Source organism: Pseudomonas sp. S2_E01, from assembly GCF_054668365.1.
In genome coordinates this window covers 4848782-4871396 of record NZ_CP162762.1, presented here as the reverse complement: position 1 = coordinate 4871396, position 22615 = coordinate 4848782, and the positions used below count along the sequence as shown (strand labels likewise).

19 protein-coding genes, 1 other RNA gene and 1 pseudogene are annotated in these 22615 nt (G+C 58.7%); 9 read left to right on the top strand and 12 right to left on the bottom strand.

Features of this window, described 5'->3' with window-relative positions:
* Nucleotides 1–14 precede the first annotated feature (14 nt).
* From AB4O36_RS22665 to AB4O36_RS22625, 9 genes and pseudogenes are all read right to left on the bottom strand, one after another.
* Nucleotides 15–1481 carry a DUF726 domain-containing protein gene (locus AB4O36_RS22665; protein ID WP_460118290.1) on the bottom strand — a complete coding sequence of 489 codons (1467 nt, stop codon included), beginning with the start codon at nt 1479–1481 and terminating at the stop codon, nt 15–17.
* Between the two features lie 382 nt (nt 1482–1863).
* Nucleotides 1864–1983 (bottom strand): annotated as a pseudogene (locus AB4O36_RS22660) (integrase); the annotation flags it as partial.
* A gap of 305 nt (nt 1984–2288) precedes the next feature.
* Nucleotides 2289–2682: a transfer-messenger RNA gene (gene ssrA / locus AB4O36_RS22655) on the bottom strand.
* Nucleotides 2683–2779: 97 nt separating this feature from the next.
* Entirely contained in the window at nt 2780–3067 is a 288-nt protein-coding gene (locus tag AB4O36_RS22650; protein ID WP_460118289.1) for a hypothetical protein, read from the bottom strand.
* Nucleotides 3068–3195: 128 nt separating this feature from the next.
* Entirely contained in the window at nt 3196–6006 is a 2811-nt protein-coding gene (locus AB4O36_RS22645) for an FAD-binding and (Fe-S)-binding domain-containing protein (protein WP_460140316.1), read from the bottom strand.
* Nucleotides 6003–6674, bottom strand: a complete 672-nt coding sequence (locus tag AB4O36_RS22640; protein ID WP_460118286.1) for a LutC/YkgG family protein — start codon at nt 6672–6674, stop codon at nt 6003–6005. The genes AB4O36_RS22645 and AB4O36_RS22640 overlap by 4 nt, the downstream gene beginning before the upstream one ends.
* Nucleotides 6674–8128 carry a LutB/LldF family L-lactate oxidation iron-sulfur protein gene (locus tag AB4O36_RS22635; protein WP_460140315.1) on the bottom strand — a complete coding sequence of 485 codons (1455 nt, stop codon included), beginning with the start codon at nt 8126–8128 and terminating at the stop codon, nt 6674–6676. Before AB4O36_RS22635 ends, AB4O36_RS22640 begins: the two co-directional genes overlap by 1 nt.
* Nucleotides 8125–8949, bottom strand: coding sequence for a (Fe-S)-binding protein (locus AB4O36_RS22630; protein WP_460140314.1), 825 nt, complete (start codon nt 8947–8949; stop codon nt 8125–8127). Before AB4O36_RS22630 ends, AB4O36_RS22635 begins: the two co-directional genes overlap by 4 nt.
* 142 nt (nt 8950–9091) lie before the next feature.
* The gene (locus tag AB4O36_RS22625) at nt 9092–10786 is read right to left on the bottom strand and encodes a lactate permease LctP family transporter (protein WP_460118280.1); all 1695 of its coding nucleotides are present in this window, start codon (nt 10784–10786) and stop codon (nt 9092–9094) included.
* Between the two features lie 261 nt (nt 10787–11047).
* On the opposite strand from AB4O36_RS22625, the gene AB4O36_RS22620 reads away from it, so the two are divergent.
* Nucleotides 11048–11815 (top strand): GntR family transcriptional regulator, encoded by a 768-nt coding sequence (locus AB4O36_RS22620; RefSeq protein WP_460140313.1) that lies wholly within the window; start codon nt 11048–11050, stop codon nt 11813–11815.
* A gap of 116 nt (nt 11816–11931) precedes the next feature.
* Here the strand turns inward: AB4O36_RS22620 and smpB are convergent, their stop codons facing one another.
* Nucleotides 11932–12414 (bottom strand): SsrA-binding protein SmpB, encoded by a 483-nt coding sequence (gene smpB / locus AB4O36_RS22615; RefSeq protein WP_460118276.1) that lies wholly within the window; start codon nt 12412–12414, stop codon nt 11932–11934.
* Between the two features lie 118 nt (nt 12415–12532).
* Between smpB and AB4O36_RS22610 the strand changes: the two genes are divergently transcribed.
* The 4 genes from AB4O36_RS22610 (at nt 12533) to AB4O36_RS22595 (ending at nt 15326) form a co-directional block, all read left to right on the top strand.
* Entirely contained in the window at nt 12533–13936 is a 1404-nt protein-coding gene (locus AB4O36_RS22610; RefSeq protein WP_460140312.1) for a sodium-dependent transporter, read from the top strand.
* Between the two features lie 7 nt (nt 13937–13943).
* On the top strand, nt 13944–14378 hold the full coding sequence (locus AB4O36_RS22605; protein ID WP_460118272.1) for a type II toxin-antitoxin system RatA family toxin: 435 nt from the start codon (nt 13944–13946) through the stop codon (nt 14376–14378).
* Between the two features lie 2 nt (nt 14379–14380).
* The gene (locus AB4O36_RS22600) at nt 14381–14683 is read left to right on the top strand and encodes an RnfH family protein (RefSeq protein WP_460118270.1); all 303 of its coding nucleotides are present in this window, start codon (nt 14381–14383) and stop codon (nt 14681–14683) included.
* 232 nt (nt 14684–14915) lie between these two features.
* Nucleotides 14916–15326, top strand: coding sequence for a hypothetical protein (locus AB4O36_RS22595; protein ID WP_460118268.1), 411 nt, complete (start codon nt 14916–14918; stop codon nt 15324–15326).
* A gap of 244 nt (nt 15327–15570) precedes the next feature.
* Here the strand turns inward: AB4O36_RS22595 and AB4O36_RS22590 are convergent, their stop codons facing one another.
* Nucleotides 15571–16098, bottom strand: a complete 528-nt coding sequence (locus AB4O36_RS22590) for an outer membrane protein assembly factor BamE (RefSeq protein ID WP_460118266.1) — start codon at nt 16096–16098, stop codon at nt 15571–15573.
* Nucleotides 16099–16195: 97 nt separating this feature from the next.
* Between AB4O36_RS22590 and fur the strand changes: the two genes are divergently transcribed.
* Nucleotides 16196–16600: a ferric iron uptake transcriptional regulator gene (gene fur / locus AB4O36_RS22585; protein ID WP_110966279.1), complete on the top strand. Its 405-nt coding sequence runs from the start codon at nt 16196–16198 to the stop codon at nt 16598–16600.
* 76 nt (nt 16601–16676) lie between these two features.
* Here fur and recN read toward each other — a convergent pair whose 3' ends face one another.
* Nucleotides 16677–18350, bottom strand: coding sequence for a DNA repair protein RecN (gene recN / locus AB4O36_RS22580; protein ID WP_460140311.1), 1674 nt, complete (start codon nt 18348–18350; stop codon nt 16677–16679).
* A gap of 240 nt (nt 18351–18590) precedes the next feature.
* Here recN and grpE point away from each other — a divergent pair, with 240 nt between their 5' ends.
* The 3 genes from grpE (at nt 18591) to dnaJ (ending at nt 22606) form a co-directional block, all read left to right on the top strand.
* The gene (grpE, locus tag AB4O36_RS22575; RefSeq protein WP_460140310.1) at nt 18591–19157 is read left to right on the top strand and encodes a nucleotide exchange factor GrpE; all 567 of its coding nucleotides are present in this window, start codon (nt 18591–18593) and stop codon (nt 19155–19157) included.
* Nucleotides 19158–19259: 102 nt separating this feature from the next.
* Nucleotides 19260–21176, top strand: coding sequence for a molecular chaperone DnaK (gene dnaK / locus AB4O36_RS22570; protein ID WP_460118260.1), 1917 nt, complete (start codon nt 19260–19262; stop codon nt 21174–21176).
* Between the two features lie 305 nt (nt 21177–21481).
* Nucleotides 21482–22606 carry a molecular chaperone DnaJ gene (dnaJ, locus tag AB4O36_RS22565; protein ID WP_460118258.1) on the top strand — a complete coding sequence of 375 codons (1125 nt, stop codon included), beginning with the start codon at nt 21482–21484 and terminating at the stop codon, nt 22604–22606.
* Nucleotides 22607–22615 lie beyond the last annotated feature (9 nt).

The following is a 22615-nucleotide window of genomic DNA, read 5'->3' as shown; positions in this document are numbered from 1 at the left end:
TACTAGGGTGGGCGTTAAAGCAGTCCTTCGTTATTTAGCTTCACGCGTGCGTAGAAGAGTATGGCAATGGCCGGAATCAATGCCGAGTAGCCTGGTTTGACCGCACTTTTCAAATTGGTGACCGCCGTCCTCATGCGCACAGTTGGTAACAGTGCGCTGAGCGATGGCAGTATCGATGCAGATGCCAATACCAATTCTTTGTTCGCCTTGGAGATCACCGAGCCTGTCTCCCGATACACCGGCGCAGGCGCTTCAGGCGTGGAGAAGTATGACGTTATCGTCAGGCTGGCTGCCAACGCATCCACCTGTTCGAAGTAGCCTTTCTCGGGCGTGGCGCCAACTTGGTGGAGAACTTCCTTGTTTGAAGCGAACGCGTGGCCCTCACCAAAAGAAGACTGGAAGAACTGGCTGATCAGCAGTGCCTCCAATTCGATTACTTGCGCACAATCGTGCAACTCATTCACCAAGTCATAATGCTCTGCGAGCATAAGCAAGATCTGCACGTACTTGAGCCCGCGACCCCTGACCAGATTGACCAAGCAGTGCCCTCCGAGTAATTGCAGCTCCTGGGTCAGCAAATACAACGAATTGTCAGTTTTAAAGCTCGTCCAACTACTGGTACGCAGGTGCTTAACCACCTGGCTACGGATTCGGTCGCTGGTCAGCTCGAGCAGGTCGTACAGCAGATGGTCGGACACAACCGGATCGGGACTCTTTACGATTGCCTGTGCCTGAGTTGACGCTGGTAGGCCGCCTTGATAACCATGAAAACGTGAAGCTCGCAGTACCCTCTCCAAACGCGGCCAATAGTCCGTATGGCCAAATCCGGGCATCTCGACGTTCTTACAGTTATCAACAGGGTTGCGACCTGCACTGGTTTCGCCAAGGTTTAGCAGCAAAATATTGTCGGCGCTCGAAAAGGCGTTGCACAGGCTGCCCTTGATGCGTTTTCCGATTGCAGAGGCTTCTTCCCCCGAGAGTTCAGAGGCAGCAGCCATCAACAGTACGTCACCAACTTCGAGACCGTCAGGAGCCTGTTTGCTTAGCAGCTCGCGCAGAGCACTGATCACCACGCGTCCACCGAGCGAGTGCCCGACCAAGTTCACAGTTTCCACGTAGGGGTGATGCTTGAGAATGTATGCTTCGAGTTGCTTGAGCAGTGTTTTGCCCATGGCGGTGGCGCGTTTGCGGCTGACGTTGAAATGAAAAGCGCGATCGGCGACTGCGGCACCAGCACCGGCAAGGAGGCTGAATCGGCCGGCCGCCAGAATACCTTTAGTGGATAGTTCGTCGAACTGGCTCCAATGGCCCGATGGCCAGAAGGCGAAGATGTTGATGCAGTTGTGTAATGACGATGGAATGTACTTGCGCAGGGAAGAGCGATCTTCCATATCGTGGCCGGCCGAGTACCCGTGGATGAATACGTTTGCAACGGTTCCCGAGCGCTGGGGAAGTGTCAGGAATTTGAACTGGGTGCTCACTCAACATCCTTGCAGGCAGCTGTAGGGAAAAGGGGATGATGGCATTGCGCTATTTTTATGTAAACGAATTCACTTAACAGACAGGGAAGCAGCGAGAGGTGAGCAAAGGTCTCTCACAACAGGTTAAGCCTATGTGCTGAAGTTACTTTTGTTACTGCTACTGCTACGACTGCAACAGGTGGGGGGCTGGGGGCTGTGTCAGGGTAATTACTGCAGGTATTTGCTGTTGGAACTTTCGGGAATTGTCGCCGCTTTCTCTGCCATCGGCCAGCTTCGGGGCATGCAGGTGGACACGTGCGCGGGTCAACTTGAGTGTATTAAGCTGCCCTTTTCCAACAAAGGCTGCTATCGCATCAGCTCGAAAACCACAAAATATTTTCAACAGACCGTATGTCATGATTTCGTCGAGGTGTCGTCTCAGTCCTTTCACCGTTTCAAGGCACTCCTTGGCCTCCACTGGGCGAAGCAGTTCGATGACCATCGGTGCGGAGATTTTAGAGAGCGACGCGCGGTCGTTGAAGGTCCTCGCCATCGCTGAGACGTGATCCTTATCCTGATCCTTATCCTTATCCTTTGCCTTGATCGTGTCGAGCTGACGGTCGGATAAACGGTGGACTCGAGCAGGCATGAGAGCTACCTCTGACTCCGTTTGGTATTCCAAAAATTGGCACCAGAGAGCCTGAAATACCATTTGGAATACCAAAGGAGCGGCACTCGAAATTCTTCTGCGGAAGGCACTGGCGCTGAGTGCTTGAATTTACTGAACTCCAGACACAAAAAAAGACGCCCAAAGGCGTCTTTTTCAATTGGTGGAGCCGGGGGGATTTGAACCCCCGTCCGCCAGTACTCCGCTGTCGGTACTACATGCGTAGCCGTGTCTATTAAGTTAACCCTCAGCGACCCGACGGGCAGGGTGCTTTGGGCGAGTTGTGTAAGTTTTAGCCGCTTCGTCCACAACGTACTGCACGGCGATTCTGTTCTATATGACAATCACTTTGGGTTTACAGACATCCCCTGATGATTGCTGGACCCGAAGGTACCAGAAGGGAAGAGCTAAGGCTGCTTACGCAGCGAGAGCGTATTCCCCGTAGGTTTCGTCATTGGCAACTATAAGAAGTTGCAACAGTGGATTTACGAGTTCTGTTACCAACTCGGCATGCACCTAAAGTTTCGCAACCGGCGTCGAATCCTAAACGGCCCCGAACCCGTTGCTGCGTGAATCATGTGAGCAACAGGCCTGTGCAGTGTACGACAACGCGGGCCAGAAGGCCAACCCGAAGGTTGGCCTTGAGCGGTTGTCAGTTTTTACCGTCCTTGTTCGAGTTTCTGATTTCCTGAATGGTCTGGGTGGTTTCCGCGATGCATTTCTCTGTGCCTTCCTTGGTGCCCATGGCCTGGTGGGCCTTGGCTTGCTGGACGCTGGCATCGACCCGGGCCTGTTGTTCCGGGGTCTGGATCTGGGCCTTGGCGTTGGCGATGGTTTGCAGGTTGACCTCGCAAAGATCGTCGGTGTTGTTCGCCGCAAACGAGGTAGACGCCATCATGGAAGCTGTAACGAACAGACCTAACAGTACAGAACGTTTCATGTGTCTCTCCTTGAACTGAGGGGCCATGCCTTCGCTGGCCGTCAGGACGGTGCCGGGTTTGGGTAAGGCCCGGCGATGGCCGGGCTTACTCAGTGGACTACGGCGTGGCGTCAGGGTTCTATTTTTCTTCAGAGGGTCCTCGCCCGGGTGACACGGTCCACGAGATAGACCAGCCCGTGGTAGTCGATACCGCCGTGTTGGGTCAGGCCGATTTCGCAGGTGCGGCTGGTGGAGATGCCTTCGCTGCAGGTCTGCACCGCGTCCTTGAGGCTGCGCAGTGAGTGGGCATTCAGCTCGGGCGTGGTGAAACCCTTGTCGCCGGCGAAACCACAGCAATGAATGCCTTCGGGGATCACGACGTTTTTGCTGCACTTGCGGGCCAGGTCGATCAGCGCCTGGCTTTCGCCCAGGTGCTGGGTGCTGCAGGTGACGTGCACCGCAATTGGCGCTTCCTGGGGCATGAATTCCAGGCGGTCCATCAAGTGCGTGCGGATGAAGCGCACCGGGTCGTACAGGTCCAGTCGAACATCGCCCAGGTCTTGCACCAGCCGCAAGGTGCAGGGGCTGGTGTCGCAGTAGATCGGGTCGAGGCCGCCACGGCTGGCGTGCATCAATGCGGCGAGCATTTCCTGGCGTTTGTGTTCGGCCTGTTCGGCGTAGCCTTTGGAGGCGAATGGCTGGCCGCAGCAGAGGCTGTCGAGGTTGTCGGGGAGGACGACCTGATAACCGGCTTTTTCCAGCAGGCCGCGGGTTTTTTCGTACAGCGAGGATTGCTCGGTATCACCCGCCGCCGGGCCCATGACCCGCGAGACGCAAGCCGCCAGGTACACCACACGGGGGCGGGCGTCTGTCACGCTCGGGCTGAAACGAATGGCTTTTTCCGGCTGCGGCATGGCGTTGGTCCACAGTGGGACTTGGCCCTTGGACACCTTGGTCAGGGTCGCCGACAGTTTGGCCAGGCGCGGCGCGCCCAGCAGCATGCGGGCGCCGTTGGCCACGTGCAGGGTGAAGCGTGCGCCTTGCAGGGCGGTGGCGAAATTGCCTTCAAGCCAGTTGGCGGTTTTCGTATGGGTGGCTTTGCGGCCGCGCAGCTTTTTCACCAAGTCGCCGGTGTTGATGCCTACCGGGCAGCGCTGGGCGCACAGGCCGGTAGCGGCGCAGGTTTCCAGGCCGTGGTATTCGTAGGCGGCTTCCAGTTCGCGGGTGTCGACGCCTGCACGTTTTTTCGCCTGGATGTCGCGCCAGATGACGATGCGCTGGCGTGGGCTCAGGGTCAGGCCCTTGGAGGGGCAGACCGGTTCGCAGAAGCCGCACTCGATGCACTTGTCGACGATCTCGTCGGCGGCCGGCAGCGGTTTGAGGTGTTTGAGGTGGATCTGCGGGTCTTCGCTGAGCACCACGTCCGGGTTGAGGATGCCGTTGGGGTCGAGCAGGCGCTTGAGCTGCCACATCAACTGGTAGGCATCGCTGCCCCATTCCAATTCGACGAAGGGCGCCATGTTGCGGCCGGTGCCGTGCTCGGCTTTCAGCGAGCCGCCGAATTCCACCGCGACCAGTTGCGCGACGTCATCCATGAACGCCTGGTAGCGTGCGACTTCTTCCGGGTTGTTGAAGCCTTGGGTGAAAACGAAGTGCAGATTACCTTCCAGGGCGTGTCCGAACAGGATGGCTTCGTCGTAATGATGTTTGTCGAACAACTCGATCAGGCGGTTCACGCCAATCGCCAGTTGTTCCACCGGGAAGGTCACGTCTTCGATGATCACCGTGGTGCCGGTTTTGCGCACGGCGCCGACGGCGGGGAAGGTGTCTTTGCGGATGGCCCAGAGGCGGGCGTTTTCCAGCGGGTTCTCGGTGAAGTCGACTTGCTTCTCCACCGAGAAGGCCGCCAGCGACGCCATGATTTGCGCCAATTGTTCGTGCAGCAACGTGGAAGACGCGGCGCGGGATTCGATCAGCAGGGCGCAGGCGTTGTCCGACAGGTGCTGTACGAAATCCGGCATGCCGGGTTTGTTCTGCACCGAACGGAGGCTGCGGCGGTCGAGCAGTTCCACGGCGGATACCGGTTGGCTCTTCAGCACGCTGACGGCGTTGCAGCAGGTTTCGACATCGGGGAACACGATCAGCGCCGAGGCCTTGTTCGGGTGGTCGACCACGGTGTCGTAGGTAACAGCGCTGATGAAACCCAGCGTGCCTTCGGAGCCCACCAGCAGGTGGCTCAAGATATCCACAGGCTCGTCGAAATCCACCAGGGCGTTGAGTGACAGGCCGGTGGTATTTTTCAGACGATATTTGTGGCGAATTTTCGCAGCCAGTTCGGCATTGGTGCGTGTCTCGCGACCCAGCTCAGCCAGGCGCTCGAGCAGCGCGCCGTGGCTCTGGCGGAAGGCGGCGATGCTCGCTGCATCTTCGGTGTCGAGACGGCTGCCGTCGGCCAGCACCAGGCGAATGCCCGCCAGGGTGTGGTAGGTGTTCTGTGCGGTGCCGCAGCACATGCCGCTGGCGTTGTTGGCGACGATGCCGCCGATTTTGCAGGCGTTGATCGAGGCCGGGTCCGGGCCGATCTTGCGCCCGAACGGCGCCAGCCAGGCATTGGCCTGCGCGCCGATCACGCCCGGTTGCAGGCGGATCTGCGTACCCTGGCCGCGGATCTCGCGACCGTTCCAGTTGTCCCCCAGCACGATCAGCACCGAGCCACTGATGGCCTGGCCAGACAGGCTGGTGCCGGCGGCGCGGAAGGTCACCGGGACTTGATCGCGCTGTGCCAGCTTGAGCAGGGCGACCACTTCGTCCTCGGACTCGACGCGGATCACCAGCTTGGGAATCAGCCGATAGAAACTGGCGTCAGTGCCGAAGGCCAAGGTCGACAGCGGGTCGTCGAAACGTCGCTCTTGGGGGATCAGTTGCTGCGCATCTCGCAGGAAAGCGGCCGGTAGGCTCATTGGTCCTCCAGAATCAACACCACCAGGTCCTTCGGACCATGCGCACCGTACGCCAGCACTTGTTCGATGTCGGCGGTCTTCGACGGGCCGGACACCAGCAGCGCATTGGTCGGCATGCCGAGTGCCCAGTTGAATTCCTGCTGCACCTGATAGAAGTTGTCGCGGATTTCACTGGCCTTGAGCAAGGCAAAATGCACCGTTGGCGCGAGGCTCATCAGGCGCGGTTCTTCCCGCGTCGGCCAAAGGATCAGGCTGCCGGTAGCGGCAATGGCGCCGAGGGTGCCGGTCAGGCTGGCCGGAGTGTCGTTGAACAACTCGGCTTTCCACTCTTCAACCGGGCGGTCGTAGGCTTTGAGCGTTGGTAACTCCGGATTGTTTGCCCAGTGTTGAGTGATCTGTTGGCCGTGGACGGTGCTCGGCGCGATCAGCAGGCTCGGTAATTGGCGATCGGTCAATAATTGCCCGAGCAGGGCGGGCCAACCGGCACGGGTTGTCAGGTGGATTTCGGTGTGCACCGCTTCCATCAGTTTGCGCAGTTGCGGGATGCGCTGTTCGGCGGTGTAGGTGTAGGGCGCTGTCACCAGCTCGACATCGAAATTGTCAGGCACCGGTGTCGTGCCTGTCAGGCTTGTGCGCAATTTGCCGAGGATATTTTGCTTGGCGCTCATCAGCGGTCTCCCTGTTTGCCCAGGTGTTCACGGGCCATGTCATGCAGTGAGCGGGCAGCGGGTTTTGGCGCGCTGTGGTTTTGCGTCCAGGGGCCCACGTTGCTCGGCGCGAGCGCTCGCAGGCGCGTGGCGAAGAAGCTGAACAGACGATACAACGTCGGCGAGCTGTTGAGTTTGGCCCAGGCGTTCCAGATGAAACGTTCCTTGCGTGAATATTTGCTGCCTTGGCCGCGCATGACCTGATTCGGGCTGTCCGGTGCCTTGACGTTTTCTTCGCGCAGGCGACGCAGCAGCGCAGGAATCGGAATTTTTACCGGGCACACTTCACCGCAGGCGCCGCACAGCGACGAGGCGCTCGGGTGGTTAGGCACCTTCGCCAAACCGACCATGTGCGGCGTGATGATTTTTCCGATAGGGCCGGGGTACACCTCCCCATAGGCGTGGCCGCCGATTCGGGTATACACCGGGCAATGGTTCATGCAGGCGCCGCAGCGGATGCAGTTCAGGCTCTGGCGCAATTCGCTGTCGGCAAACGCCTGGCTGCGACCGTTGTCCAGCAGCACCAGGTGCACTTCCTGCGGGCCGTCGAGTTCATGCTCCTTGCGCGGGCCGGAGATCATGTTGACGTAGGTGGTGATCGGGATGCCCAGGGCAGAGCGGGTCAGCAGCGACAGCAGCGGCACCACGTCGCGCAGGTTTTCCACGACTTTCTCGATGCCGGTGACAGCGATGTGCACCGGCGGTACGGTGGTGGTCATGCGCCCGTTGCCTTCGTTTTCCACCAGCAGCAGGGTGCCGGTTTCGGCGACGGCGAAGTTGACACCCGAGACGCCGATGTCCGCTTCGAAGAATTTCTGCCGCAAGACCTTGCGACCGATCTGAATGAGTTGGTCAACGTCCTTAGTGTATTCCACGCCAAGTTTGTCGTGGAACAAGGACGCGACCTGACCGGCATTCTTGTGGATCGCCGGCATAATGATGTGTGAAGGCTTCTCGTGGTCGAGCTGGACGATGTATTCCCCCATGTCCGACTCCAGGCATTCAATGCCTTGAGCTTCGAGGACATGGTTCATTTCCATCTCTTCGCTGACCATCGATTTGCCCTTGATCACTTGCCGCCCCTCGTGAGCGCGGATGATCGACAGGACGATGTCATTGGCTTCGTCCACCGTTTCCGCCCAGTGCACTGTCACACCGTTGCGGGTCAGGTTTTGTTCAAGCTGCTCGAGCAGGTCGGGCAGCTTGGATAACGCACGGGCGCGGACGGCATTGCCCAGCGCTCGCAAATGTTCTCTTTCGCGGGCATCGCCGAAGGCGGTTGCCCGTTTGGTCATCAGTGAATCCATCGCCTTGCGAAAGTTGTTTCGCAATTGCTGGTCACCCAATGCCTTGTGCGCACGGGTGTGGAAATCTTCTTCTACGGCGACCGTAGGAATAATCGTGGAAGCGTTCATTGAGCGCCTCCGGTGCGTTGCCACAGGAAGCTGGCCAGATGCTGACCGCGCAACGCTTCCTGCTGTTTTTCCAATGAGCCGTTGATGTTCATCAGGCAACCGCAATCGGCACTGATTACCTGATGCGCGCCGGACTCCTTCAACGAGCGAGTCTTGTCAGCCACCATTGCCCCGGAAATATCTGGCATACGGACGCTGAAAGTCCCACCGAAGCCACAGCATTCGCTTTCACGGCTGTGCTCCACCCGTTCCACGTTACCCAGTTGCGCCAACAGCTCGCGACCGTGCAGGTGGGTGCTCATCTCGCGACGGGCCGAGCACGATGTGTGCAGGGCCACTTTGACCGGGGCGCCGCTGTCCTTGAGCTGCACCTTGCAGACAAACAGCAGGAACTCGGCCAACTCATATGTCCGGGCCGCCAGGGCCTGGACTTGTTGCAACGTCTGCGGCTCGTCCTTGAACAAGTCGGCGTAGTGCTCGCGGATCATGCCCGCGCAGGACCCCGACGGCACCACCACCGGATAATCCCCGGCAAACAATGCCAGTTGCGCGCGCGCCACGGTCCGCGCCTGCTCGGTGTAACCCGAGGTGTAGGCCGGCTGTCCGCAGCAGCTTTGCCCTTGCGGGTACTCGACACGAATGCCTTCGCGCTCCAGCAGGTGGATCGCGTCCATCCCGGCTTCCGGGTAGAACAAATCCACCACACAGGTTCCGAACAGATAGACCCGGGACGGTTTTTCGCCGGGGTACTGTCGAGGCTCGGGCAGGGGCGGGGCGACGCGGGTCGCATTCGGCACGGCGTTGTAAAAAAGCTCGCTCATCAGGCGTTGTCTCCGGGTGGTCCCGGTTATCCGTCCGCTGAGGCTGCTCAATATAGAGCGTATTGCTTTCAGCAGCCTTACGGACCGGGTTGTGAATAACTGACGCCGCAGTGGGGCGCGGCGTCGGTTCTTGCGCAGAGGATCAGTGCACCAGCATGCCGGTGAACCAGTAGGCTTGAGCCAGGGTGATCAGGCCGACGATGGTGGCGAAGAACAGGCTGTGTTTGAGGGTGAAGCGGAACAGGTCCGATTCCTTGCCCACCAGGCCGGTTGCGGCGCACGCCACGGCGATCGATTGTGGCGAGATCATCTTGCCGGTCACGCCGCCGCTGGTGTTGGCCGCTACCAGCAGGGTGTCGTTGACGCCAATCTGGTGTGCGGTGGTGGCTTGCAGCGAACTGAACAGGGCGTTCGACGAAGTATCGGAACCGGTCAGGAACACGCCCAGCCAGCCCAGGAACGGCGAGAAGAACGGGAAGGCCGCACCCGTGCCAGCCAATACCAGGGCCATGGTCGACGACATGCCCGAGTAGTTGGTGACGAAGGCAAAGGCCAGCACCATGCCGATGGACAGGATCGGCCAGCGCAGTTCGTAGAGGGTCTCTTTAAAAGTGGTAAGACCAGTTTTGACGTTGATCTTCAACACCAGCATCGAGATCAGCGCCGAGAAGAAAATCGCGGTGCCGGTCGCGGAGATCGGGTCCAACTTGAACACCGCTGGAATGGCGGTTGGTGCTGCCACGATCGGTGCGGTCTTGATTACCAGTTGATCGAGGTGCGGGATCGCAAAGTTGAACACCCAGCTGTACATCGAACCGCCAGCGGCGAACATGGCCTTGAACGGTTTCAGGGTCCAGATGGTGACCAGCACGGTGAGGATCAGGAACGGCGACCAGGCCTTGAAGATTTCACCCAGGCTGTAAGGCGATGCCGTGGTAGTGCGCGGCTGGCCGAACCCACCGGCACTGGCGGTGACCACCGAGGCGGACACGGCACCGGCGACATGTTGCCCGGCGGCGCGTTTTGGCTGCCAGACTTTCAGGAACAGGGTCAGGGAAATCAGGCTGGCCAGGGCCGAGGTGATGTCCGGCAGTTCCGGGCCGATGAAGTTGGAGGTGAAATATTGGGTAACGGCAAAGCTCAAGCCAGCCACCAACGCTGCCGGCCAGGTTTCACGGACGCCGCGCAGGCCATCCATCATGAACACCAGCCAGAACGGCACGAACAACGACAGCAGCGGCAGTTGGCGACCGGTCATGGCGCCGATCTTGAACGCGTCGATACCGGTGACCTGGCCGGCCACGATGATCGGGATCCCCAAGGCGCCAAAGGCTACAGGCGCGGTGTTGGCGATCAGGCACAGGCCGGCGGCGTACAGCGGGTTGAAGCCCAGGCCTACCAGCAGGGCGGCGGTAATCGCTACCGGCGCGCCGAAACCGGCGGCGCCTTCAAGAAATGCACCGAAGCAGAAACCGATCAGCAGCACTTGCAGGCGCTGGTCGTCGGTGATCGACAGGACCGAGCTGCGAATGACCTCGAACTGACCGCTCTTGACCGTCAGTTTGTAGAGGAAAACCGCTGCCACGATGATCCACGCGATCGGCCACAAGCCATAGGCGAAGCCGTAACCGGCGGCAGCGAAGGCCATGTCGACCGGCATCTGGAACGCGAAGATGGCAACCAGGATGGACAAGGCCAGCGTGATGCTGCCCGCCACATGGCCTTTGAGGCGGAACACCGCCAATGCCAGGAAGAAGAACACAATGGGAATAACGGCCGCGAGCGCGGATAGGCCGAGGCTGCCGAGCGGGCTATAGAGCTGTTGCCAGGTTTGCATATGGGGTGGCCCCTAGTTGTTGTTGGTAGGCACTGGTCAGCGTTCTTGGTTAATTGGTAATACCAATTTACAATCGCTGTTCGCTAGGGTAAAAGCCTTGTTGGTGGTGTGTCAATTTGCAGCACTTAAACTTTTGTCGAATAAGGGCCGCGCCGCGTGCGTGATCTGCTCGAACAAATGTCGTCTGGTGCGTGCTGGCTCGGCGTCGATAGGCCAGAATAGAGAGCCCGGCGAGCGGTCGGGACCGTGGAGAATTGAGTTATGGGCTTTGATCAGATTCGTCAGCGCCGTTTGTCTGACGATATTGTCGAGCGGCTTGAGGGGATGATCCTCGAAGGTACCTTGAAGGCGGGCGAGCGCTTGCCGGCCGAGCGTGCCCTGGCCGAGCAGTTCGGCGTGTCACGCCCCTCATTGCGCGAAGCGATTCAGAAGCTGGCGGCCAAGGGGCTGCTGGTCAGTCGCCAGGGTGGCGGCAACTATGTGGTGGAATCATTGGGCACCACATTCAGCGATCCGCTGCTGCATCTGTTGGAAAGCAACCCAGAGGCTCAGCGTGATCTGCTGGAGTTTCGCCATACGCTGGAGGCGTCCTGCGCCTACTACGCTGCGCTGCGGGCCACGGATGTCGACCGCGAGCGACTGAGCACCGCTTTCAATGAGTTGCAGGATTGCTACTCGCGTCACGATGAAGTGAGCCGGGCGGAAGAGGGCGCGGCGGATGCGAAATTCCACCTGGCGATCGCCGAGGCCAGTCACAACGCGGTGTTGCTGCACACCATTCGCGGGTTGTTCGATTTGCTCAAGCGCAACGTGGTGACCAACATCGGTGGCATGTACAAACAGCGCACGGAAACCCGCGACATGCTGATTACCCAGCATCGGGAGTTGTACATGGCGATTATCGAAGGCCGGGCGGAGCAGGCGCGGGAAGTGTCCAGCCGGCACATTCTGTATGTGCAGGAAGTGCTGGAGGAAGTGCGTCAGGAAGTGCAGCGGGTGGCGCGGGCGGAGCGGCGCAAAGGGATGTAGGCGGGGATTTTGTGGTGGGTGTGCGATTGCTATCGCGAGCAAGCTCGCTCCTACAGGTTTTTTGATATCCCTGTAGGAGCGAGCTTGCTCGCGATGGGGCCATCAGAACGAGCGAATTACTCTTCCTTGCCCTTGTTGCGCACCGCACGCTGCAACTCGCGACCGGCGTCGCGCTCGCGTTCGGTATCACGCTTGTCGTATTCCTTCTTGCCCTTGCCCAGTGCGATCTCGCACTTGACCATGTGCTTGCTCCAATACCAGGACAGGCACACGCAGGCGTAACCCTTTTGCTGCACGGCAGCGGAGAGCTTGTCGATCTCGCGCCGATTGAGCAGCAGCTTGCGGGTGCGGGTCGGGTCGGCAATCACGTGGGTGCTGGCGGTGGTCAGCGGCGTGATGTGGCTGCCGAGCAACCAGGCTTCGCCGTCCTTGAGCAGGACATAACTGTCCACCAGCTGCAGCTTGCTTGCCCGCAGACTTTTTACTTCCCAGCCGGCCAGGACCAGACCAGCCTCGAACTTGTGTTCGATGAAGTAATCGTGCCGCGCCTTTTTATTCTGCGCGATGGTCCCTGTTGGGTGTTTCTTCTGTTTAGCCATAGGGGCGGCATTATAGGCAGTTGCAAGCGAGTCGGCTACGGTGATGCTGTGTGCTTGAGCAGGTTGATTGAATCCCGGACAATGCGCGCTCTTTTTTCAATGCTTGGACGTGGTAACGATGTCGACAGACAAGGTTTCTGTCCACGGCAGTTGGGCTAGCCGCTGGGTTTTCATACTGGCCGCGACCGGTTCGGCCGTGGGCCTTGGGAGCATCTGGAAGTTCCCATACATGGTGGGGGTCTTCGGTGGCGGTGCTTTCGTGCTGATGTTCCTGGCTTGTATCGCGCTGATCGGTGTGCCGGTGATGCTCGCGGAAACGCTGATCGGCCGTCGCGCCCGCCAGAGTCCGGCCAATGCCCTGAAAGTGTTGGCGCTGGAGGCCGGGCATTCGGCAAAGTGGTCCTGGGGCGCGTTCGCCGGAATGATCACGGCCCTGTTGATTTTGTCTTTCTACAGCGTTGTCGGCGGCTGGTCGCTGGATTACATCATCGACATGGGGCGCGGCGATTTCCAGGGTGTCACGCCTGACCAGGTTGGCGCGTATTTCGGTCATGTGATCGCCGATCCCTGGCGCCTGACACTTTGGCACACGATTTTTATGGTGCTATCGGCCCTCGTGATCGCCAAAGGCGTCGTCGCCGGGCTCGAACGTAGTTTGCGCATCATGATGCCGCTGTTGTTTGTGATGATCCTGGTGCTGCTGGGCTACAGCATGACCACCGGCCATTTCATGGATGGCGTGCATTTCATGTTCGACTTCCACCCGGAAAAGGTCCTCGATGGCTTGCTGCCAGCGATGGGGCATGCGTTCTTTTCGCTGAGCGTCGGTGTCGGCTCGATCATGATCTACGGCGCTTACATGCCGAAGGACGCATCCATTTCCGGCACGGTGGTCGGTGTCGCGTTGCTCGATACCTTTGTGTCCCTGGTGGCGGGTCTTGCTTTGTTTCCTATTGTGTTCGCCGCCGGGATGAACCCGAGTGAAGGCCCTGGGCTGATGTTTGTCAGCCTGCCATTTGCCTTCGGGAACGTAGCATTTGGCCAACTGATGGGCGTAGTGTTCTTCGTGCTGGTAGCGATTGCCGCCTGGAGTTCGGCGATTTCGTTGCTGGAGCCGATGGTGGCTTACCTGGTTGAACGCACCAGAATCCGCCGTGCCTGGGTAACCTTCTGGCTGGCGTTCACGTGCTGGTTCGTTGGCCTGGGCACGGTGTTTTCGTTCAACATCTGGAAGCAGGCCAAGTTCTTCGTGAACGAAGGCGGGATGTTTCACCTCTACCAATGGGGTGCCGCCGGCGGTCTGGATTTCTTCGGTGTGATCGATTTTTTCACCTCGCGGATCATGTTGCCACTCGGTGGTTTGTGTTTCGTGTTGTTTGCGGGCTGGGTGATGGGGCGTGAAGCGGTGCGCGACGAATTGTCGATCCGCAGCCCCGGGTTGTTCGCCTTGACCCTGTTTTTGATGCGCTATGTGGCGCCCATCGGCATTCTCGTAGTGTTTGCCGCCCAGCTGTGGAAGTGACGCTGACATGACGACACACATTCAACGTTCGGCGCTGCTGCCGTATCCGGCACAAGCGCTGTATGACTTGGTCAATGACGTAGCGAGTTACCCGCAATTCCTGCCGTGGTGCTCGTCGGCTGAAGTCCTGGAAAGCTCCCCCGAGTTCATGCGCGCAAGCGTCGGGGTGGCCAAGGGCGGGCTCAGTCAGCACTTCGTGACGCGCAATACTCTGGTGCCGGGGCAATCGATCGAGATGAACCTCGAAGAAGGCCCCTTTACCCAATTGCACGGCATTTGGGTGTTCAAGGCGCTGACCGACAAGGCCTGCAAGATCAGCCTGGATCTGTCGTTCGATTACGCCGGGCCGATCGTTCGCGCCACGCTGGGCCCGCTGTTCAATCAGGCTGCCAACACCCTGGTCGATGCGTTCTGCCAGCGCGCCAAGCAGATACATGGTTGATCATGATTGAAATCGAGGTGGTCTACGCGGCCGTAGACCGTCAGGTGCTCCTGACGTTGACGGTGCCGGTCGGGACGACCGTGCGGGCAGCCTTGCTCGGGTCCGCCGTGGCTCGGGAGTTTCCGGAGCTGGATCTGGTCCATTGCCCTGTGGGAATCTTCGGCAAGGTTGTAGCCGATCCAGAGCGTCGTTCTGTTCAGGCAGGGGATCGAATCGAGATTTACCGACCACTGCTGGCCGATCCGAAAGAGGTGCGCCGACTGCGCGCGGTAAAAGCTGCCGAGGCTAAGGCCCGGAATCAGTGAGTGGCTTGAGCGCCAGGCAATAAAACCCGTCAGCAATGAGCAGGCGTCAGTCTCGGATTGCAGGTGCACTTTGTAGGATGTTTATTGTGCATCTGTAAGATAAGTTTGATTCTTAAAGCGAATTTTCAATTCGTTCCCATCGCGGTTGAATGCTTGGTTCTGAATAACCTAAGGTCAAATCTCGCCCTTGTTGAATGCAGGGTGCAGATAATTTGTTTAGGGATAAATACAAATGAAATTGACCAAATTTTTGAAGTGTATAAGTTTATGCTCGGTGATAGGCGCGGTTTCCGTTATTACGCCTGCCAGTGCAACTTCCAATGTCTTGACTGCCACGATCAGCGCTCAGGGTAAGGTGCTGACTCAGACGCCCGAATGGATCTCCACGGTCGAGCAGAGCTCGCAACCTGACTATCTCGCGAATTACAAGGTTGGCTTCAAACCGGGCGTCTTCACAATCGCTCCACGGTTCTGCTCGGTTTCCTTGATCGATACCCGTTCCAGCGATGATCTACTGCATGGACAGGCCAGGCTGGGGGCTGCTCCGAAACAGGAGTACGTGACCGTTATTACCCATTTGCTCGGATTGAAGGGACCTTCCGGTGATTCTTCCCAGGACTTTATGTTGATGTGTGTTAATTAAGTCCAGGTCATCCATACTCACTCGGGCTTTTGCCAACTTGACTGAATCAGTTTGGTTGGCTTTGTCGTAACTGAGTGAGGGGCGCAACAGTTTGCGATAACAAGAAAGGAAAAGCTGATTGTTGGCGCCACACAAGAATCCGATACCAGCGATTGGGTATCGGATTGTTCGCGACGCTTGCAATGACTCGAATACTTAAGTCAGAGGCATTTAGTCTTGAAGCGGCTTTTTACCTCGTCACAAATTATTGCGGCGAGGTGTCCAGCGGTTCTGGCGTCGGGACTGGAACGGTTTCTACACCGTCGACGTCCTTCTGAATCTGATCGAGCAACGAACCTGGCTTGACCGGTTTTTCCGGTTTTGGCTTCTCGGCATTTTCGGCAGGGGCGGTCACGCTGTTGCCGCTGTCCTTGCCCAGAATGGCTTCATCTCGGCTCACGCCTGGCATGAAGTCACCGGAGAGGCTGACAAGTTGATCATTTGGGTTGAAGATAACGCTAATGCGTTCCTGTTGGCGTTCACCGCCACCCGGTTGCAGGCTGTACAGATAATCCCAGCGATCGGCATGGAACGTGTCGGCCAGCAGGGGGTTGCCCATGATAAACCGTACTTGCCGTCGGGTCATTCCGGGGCGTAACTGGTCTATCATGTCCTGCGTGACGACATTGCCCTGCTGGATGTCGATTTTGTAAACCCCGGGGAATGAACAACCGGCGAGTGCGAGCAGTCCCACAAAGGTGAAACTGGTTAGCAAGAGCTTGGTGTTTTGCATCGGTGGGCGACTTCCACTATCTTGGCTGGGACAACGTAAACGCCGATCATACCCGCATTAAGAGAAGCTGCGAAGCAGCATCGCGAGAAAGCTGACCATGGTTGAAAATAGCGAACTACGCAAAGCCGGCCTCAAAGTGACCCTGCCACGGGTCAAGATTCTGCAAATGCTCGACTCCGCCGAGCAACGCCACATGAGTGCCGAAGATGTTTACAAGGCGCTGATGGAGGCTGGCGAGGACGTCGGTCTGGCCACGGTTTACCGTGTTCTGACCCAGTTCGAGGCAGCAGGCCTTGTGGTGCGGCACAACTTCGACGGGGGCCATGCGGTCTTCGAGCTGGACGATGGCAAGCATCACGACCATATGGTCAACGTCGAAACCAGTGAAGTGATCGAGTTCTTCGATCAGGAAATCGAAAACCTGCAGAAAGCAATTGTCGAGAAGTATGGCTTCGAAATGGTTGATCACAATCTGGTGCTGTACGTACGCAAGAAAAAGTAAGCATGTCGCGTGAATTGCCAGGTTCACGAAACGAACAAAGGCGACCCGAGGGTCGCCTTTGTGCTTTTTGCGGGGTTTACGCCTTCGCGGCAACCACCATTTTTTTCGCGTGGGCCAGGGACTCCTTGGTCAGGTCGATGCCCCCCAGCATGCGAGCGACTTCCTCGACGCGATCATTCTTGCTGAGCTTGGACACGGCCGTGCGGGTAGCGTCTTCACCGCGCACCTTGTGCACAAACAGATGCTGATGCCCCTGCGCCGCCACTTGCGGCAAGTGAGTCACCGTCAGTACCTGTCCGCGCTCGCCCAGGCGACGGAGCAACTGGCCGACAATCTCGGCCGTCGGCCCGCCAATCCCCACGTCCACTTCGTCGAATACCAGGGTGGGTACGCGGGAGGTCTGGGCGGTGATGACCTGGATCGCAAGGCTGATCCGCGACAGTTCACCGCCCGAGGCGACTTTGGCCAGGGCTTTGAGGGGTTGGCCGGGGTTGGCGCTGACCAGCAGTTCGACCTGTTCCAACCCATTGGGCAGCAGTTCATCGCCGCTGTTGGGGCGTAATTCGATGGTGAAGCGCCCCCCCGGCATGCCCAGGCGTTGGATTTCCTGTTCGACGGCGCTGGCCAGGCTGCTGGAGGCTTGATGACGCAGGTCGCTCAACTCCCGGGCCTTTTCCTGATAATGACGAGCGTAGGACGCCAACTCATCGCTGAGGCGTTCGATTGATTCGTCGTTGGCATTGAGTGTCTCGATTTCATCCAGCAGTCGCTGCTGCATTTCGGCGACTTCGGTCGGCTGGATGCGGTGTTTGCGTGCCATGGTGTAGATCGCATCGAGGCGTTCTTCCAGATATTGCAGGCGCGCCGGGTCGGCGTCGAAGTTGTCGAGGAAACGGTTGAGCTCGCCGACGGCCTCTTCCACCTGGATTTGTGCACTGGTCAGCAGGCTGCTGGCTTCGCCCAGTGCGCCAATGGTGCTGTTCACGCTCGACAGGCGATTGAGGCTGGCGGTCAGGGCATTCAGGACATTGCCGTTATCACTCTCGCTGCATTGCTCGACCACCTGGCGACAGATACCGAGCAAGGTTTCGGCGTTGGTCAGGTTCTTGTGTTCCTGCTCCAACTCTTCCAGCTCGTTTTCGCCCAGCCCGAGATTTTCCAGCTCTTCGAGTTGATAGCTGAGCAACTGGTGGCGGGCACGTTGTTCGTCGCCGGAGTTGGACAGTCGCTCCAACTCCTGGCTGGTCTGGCGCCAGCGCTGGGCGGCGAGCTGAACCTGGCGAGCCAGATCGGTCGCGCCGGCATATTCGTCGAGCAGGCGGCGGTGGGTGTCGGTCTTGAGCAGGGACTGGTGTTCATGTTGGCTGTGAATATCGATCAGCAGCTCGCCCAGTGCCTTGAGGTCGCCCAGCGGGCAGGGCGTGCCATTGATATAGCCCCGGGAGCGTCCCTCGGCAGTGATCACTCGACGCAGGATGCACGGCCCTTCGCTTTCCAGGTCGCGTTCGGCCAGCCAGGCGCTGGCTTCCGGGATGTCGACTAGGTCGAAGGTGGCCAGGATGTCGGCCTTGTCCGCACCGGGGCGGACCACGCCGCTGTCGGCGCGGTCGCCGAGGGTCAGGCCCAGGGCGTCGAGCATGATCGACTTGCCGGCGCCGGTTTCCCCTGTGATCACGCTCATCCCGCGATCGAGTTCAAGATCGAGATGTTCAACGATGGCGTAGTTATGTACGGACAGGTGCACCAGCATGACGGCCGCTCCCAGGCTTTAGGTCTGGTTATTTATACAGTGTTTTGTTCGCGACTGACAATGCCTTGCCTTAGCTCGATTTGATTGGTCCGACGAAAGCGTTAGCGCGCCTGGGAATGACAATGCAGGGGTTTTTTGTAGGGTTAATGCTGATAAGCCCTTGAAGCCTGTTTTTACGGCCCCATATACCGGGACAGAAGCGCGAGTACAGCTCGCGGACGAAATTGAAAGGAGAATTCTATGGCTGACGAACAGACAGTGGATACGCAAAACCCAGACGTCAACCAGGCGCCCGAGGCTTCGGGTGAAGACCTGGCGACTCGTGTGCAAGCGCTCGAAGAGCAACTGGCTGCCGCTCAGGACGCCACCCTGCGAGTCACCGCTGACCTGCAGAATGTCCGCCGCCGTGCCGAGCAGGACGTTGAGAAAGCTCATAAGTTTGCGTTGGAAAAATTCGCCGGCGACCTTCTGCCGATCATCGACAGCTTGGAGCGAGGCCTGGAATTGTCCAACCCGGACGACGAGAGCATTCGTCCGATGCGCGAAGGCATCGAGCTGACCCTGAAAATGTTCCAGGACACCTTCAAGCGATACAGCGTCGAAGCGATCGACCCGCATGGCGAACCGTTCAATGCCGCTCTTCACCAGGCAATGGCCATGCAGGAAAGCGCCGACGTTGAACCCAACAGTGTGCTGAAGGTGTTCCAGAAGGGTTATCAGCTCAGCGGTCGCCTGCTGCGCCCGGCCATGGTCGTGGTCAGCAAAGCTGTGACACCGACTCAACCTTCTATTAATGAGCAGGCTTGAAATCCGCCGCAAGGCCCCCATTTATAAGTCAAGCGTTTAAGTGCTACCGCAGTTAGCCACCACTGCTGCGGCAACCAAATCCAAAGTTTCGGGAGAGTGAACATGGGCAAAATTATCGGTATCGACCTGGGGACTACCAACTCCTGCGTCTCCGTGCTGGAAAACGGCAAGGCCAAAGTGATTGAAAACGCCGAAGGCGCGCGTACCACGCCTTCGATCATCGCTTACGCCAACGATGGCGAAATCCTGGTTGGCCAGTCGGCCAAGCGTCAGGCAGTGACCAATCCGCACAACACCCTGTACGCGGTGAAGCGTCTGATCGGTCGTCGCTTCGAAGAAGAAGTGGTCCAGAAAGACATTCAGATGGTCCCTTACAAGATCGTCAAGGCTGACAACAACGACGCCTGGGTTGAAGTGAACGGCCAGAAAATGGCGCCGCCACAAATCTCGGCTGAAATCCTGAAGAAAATGAAGAAGACCGCCGAAGATTACCTCGGCGAGGCTGTGACCGAAGCGGTGATTACCGTTCCGGCCTACTTCAACGACAGCCAGCGTCAAGCCACCAAGGATGCTGGTCGCATCGCAGGCCTGGACGTCAAACGTATCATCAACGAACCAACCGCAGCTGCTCTGGCTTACGGTATGGACAAGGCCAAGGGCGATCACACCGTGATCGTTTATGACCTGGGTGGCGGTACTTTCGACGTTTCCGTGATCGAGATCGCTGAAGTCGATGGTGAGCACCAGTTCGAAGTGTTGGCCACCAACGGTGACACCTTCCTGGGTGGTGAAGACTTCGATATTCGTCTGATCGACTACCTCGTCGACGAATTCAAGAAAGAAAGCGGCATGAACCTCAAGGGTGACCCGCTGGCCATGCAGCGCCTGAAAGAAGCCGCTGAAAAAGCCAAGATCGAGCTGTCGTCCGCTCAGTCGACCGACGTGAACCTGCCGTACATCACTGCAGACGCCACCGGTCCTAAGCACCTGAACGTGAAGATCTCTCGCGCCAAGCTGGAATCGCTGGTCGAAGACCTGGTTCAGCGCACCATCGAGCCTTGCCGCATCGCGCTGAAAGACTCCGGTATCGACGTTGGTTCGATCAACGACGTGATCCTGGTCGGCGGTCAGACCCGTATGCCACTGGTTCAGAAACTGGTGACCGAGTTCTTCGGTAAAGAAGCTCGTAAAGATGTGAACCCGGACGAAGCCGTTGCCATGGGTGCTGCTATTCAGGGCGCCGTTCTGGCCGGTGACGTTAAAGACGTTCTGCTGTTGGACGTGAGCCCGCTGACCCTGGGTATCGAAACCATGGGTGGCGTGATGACCGCGCTGATCGAGAAAAACACCACGATTCCTACCAAGAAATCGCAAGTGTTCTCGACTGCCGACGACAACCAGGGCGCCGTGACCATTCACGTGCTGCAAGGTGAGCGTAAGCAAGCGGCGCAGAACAAGTCTCTGGGCAAGTTCGACCTGGCCGAGATTCCACCTGCACCACGTGGCGTGCCACAAATCGAAGTGACCTTCGACATCGACGCCAACGGCATCCTGCACGTAGGCGCCAAGGACAAGGCCACTGGCAAGACTCAGTCGATCGTGATCAAGGCCAACTCCGGCCTGTCCGACGAAGAGATCGAGCGTATGGTGCGTGATGCCGAGGCGAACGCCGAGGAAGATCGCAAGTTTGAAGAGCTGGCCGCTGCCCGTAACCAGGGTGATGCACTGGTTCACTCCACGCGCAAAATGGTCGCTGACGCTGGCGACAAAGTAAGCGCTGAAGAGAAGACTGCGATCGAAGCGGCCGTGGTTGCCCTGGAAGCTGCTGTCAAAGGCGACGACAAGGCTGCCATCGAAGCCAAGGTCGAAGAGCTGTCGAAAGTCTCCGCTCCAGTGGCGCAGAAGATGTATGCCGAGCAGGCTCAACCTGCTGAAGGCGCTGCACCGCAAGGCGAATCGGCTGAGAAGGCTGACGACGTGGTCGACGCCGAGTTCGAAGAAGTCAAAGACAACAAGTAAGTTGTTGGTCGTCCGGTTGACCGCCTTCGGGCAGTGACTGGTAGGATGTCGCCGCGCGGGAGCCTGCCTCCCGCGTTGGCGTGTCTGGAGTACACGAATTTTTACAGCATGCGACAAGGCTTCGGGCCGGCTCGGATGTTGGCGGTATGGCCGGGAATGCTCCTGCTTTTCGTGCCGCAGATGCCGCAATGAAACAAAGACCGGGATCGTTGAATTGACGTGAGTCCGGGCCTGTATTGGGGCTCAACGAGTTTGACGAGGCTCAGGAGAGGTTTGTCGAACGTCCTCAAGAGTGCAGAAGACTTATGGCAAAACGTGACTATTACGAAGTATTGGGTGTTGAGCGTGGCTCAAGCGAAGCTGACCTGAAAAAGGCCTATCGCCGCCTGGCGATGAAGCACCACCCGGACCGTAATCCTGATGACAAAGCATCGGAAGAGCTGTTCAAGGAGGCCAACGAGGCCTACGAAGTGCTGTCCGATTCCAGCAAGCGCGCTGCGTATGATCAGTACGGTCATGCCGGTGTCGACCCGAGCATGGGGGGCGGCGGCGCAGGGTTTGGTGGCCAGAACTTCTCCGACATCTTTGGAGACGTCTTCAGTGACTTCTTTGGTGGTGGTCGCGGCGGTGCTCGTGGCGGTGCCCAGCGCGGCAGCGACCTGCGCTACACCCTGGAGCTGAACCTGGAAGAGGCTGTTCGCGGCACCACCGTGAATATCCGCGTTCCGACGCTGGTCAACTGCAAGCCGTGCGACGGTTCGGGCGCCAAGAAGGGCTCTTCGCCCGTCACTTGCCCGACTTGTGGCGGTATTGGCCAGGTGCGCATGCAGCAAGGTTTCTTCTCGGTGCAGCAGACCTGCCCGCGTTGCCATGGCCAGGGCAAGATCATTTCCGATCCGTGCAACTCGTGTAATGGCGACGGTCGCGTCGAAGAGTACAAGACCCTTTCCGTGAAAGTGCCAGCCGGTGTCGATACCGGTGACCGGATTCGTCTGTCTGGCGAAGGCGAAGCGGGCGCTCAGGGTGGCCCGACGGGCGACCTGTACGTGGTGATCAACGTGCGCGAGCACGCGATCTTCCAGCGTGACGGCAAGCACCTGTTCTGTGAAGTGCCGATCAGCTTCGTCGACGCGGCGCTGGGTGGCGAGCTGGAGATTCCGACTCTCGATGGTCGGGTCAAGTTGAAGATCCCGGAAGGGACTCAGACCGGCAAGCAGTTCCGTGTTCGCGGCAAAGGCGTTGCGCCGGTGCGTGGCGGCGGTGCAGGCGACCTGATGTGCCGCGTGGCGGTGGAAACCCCGGTCAACCTGGGTCGTCGTCAGCGCGAATTGCTCGAAGAGTTCCGCAGTTCGCTGGCGGACGACAACAGCCATTCGCCCAAAACCACCGGTTGGTTTGAAGGCGTGAAGCGCTTCTTCGGCGATCTGTAAGGAGTGAGC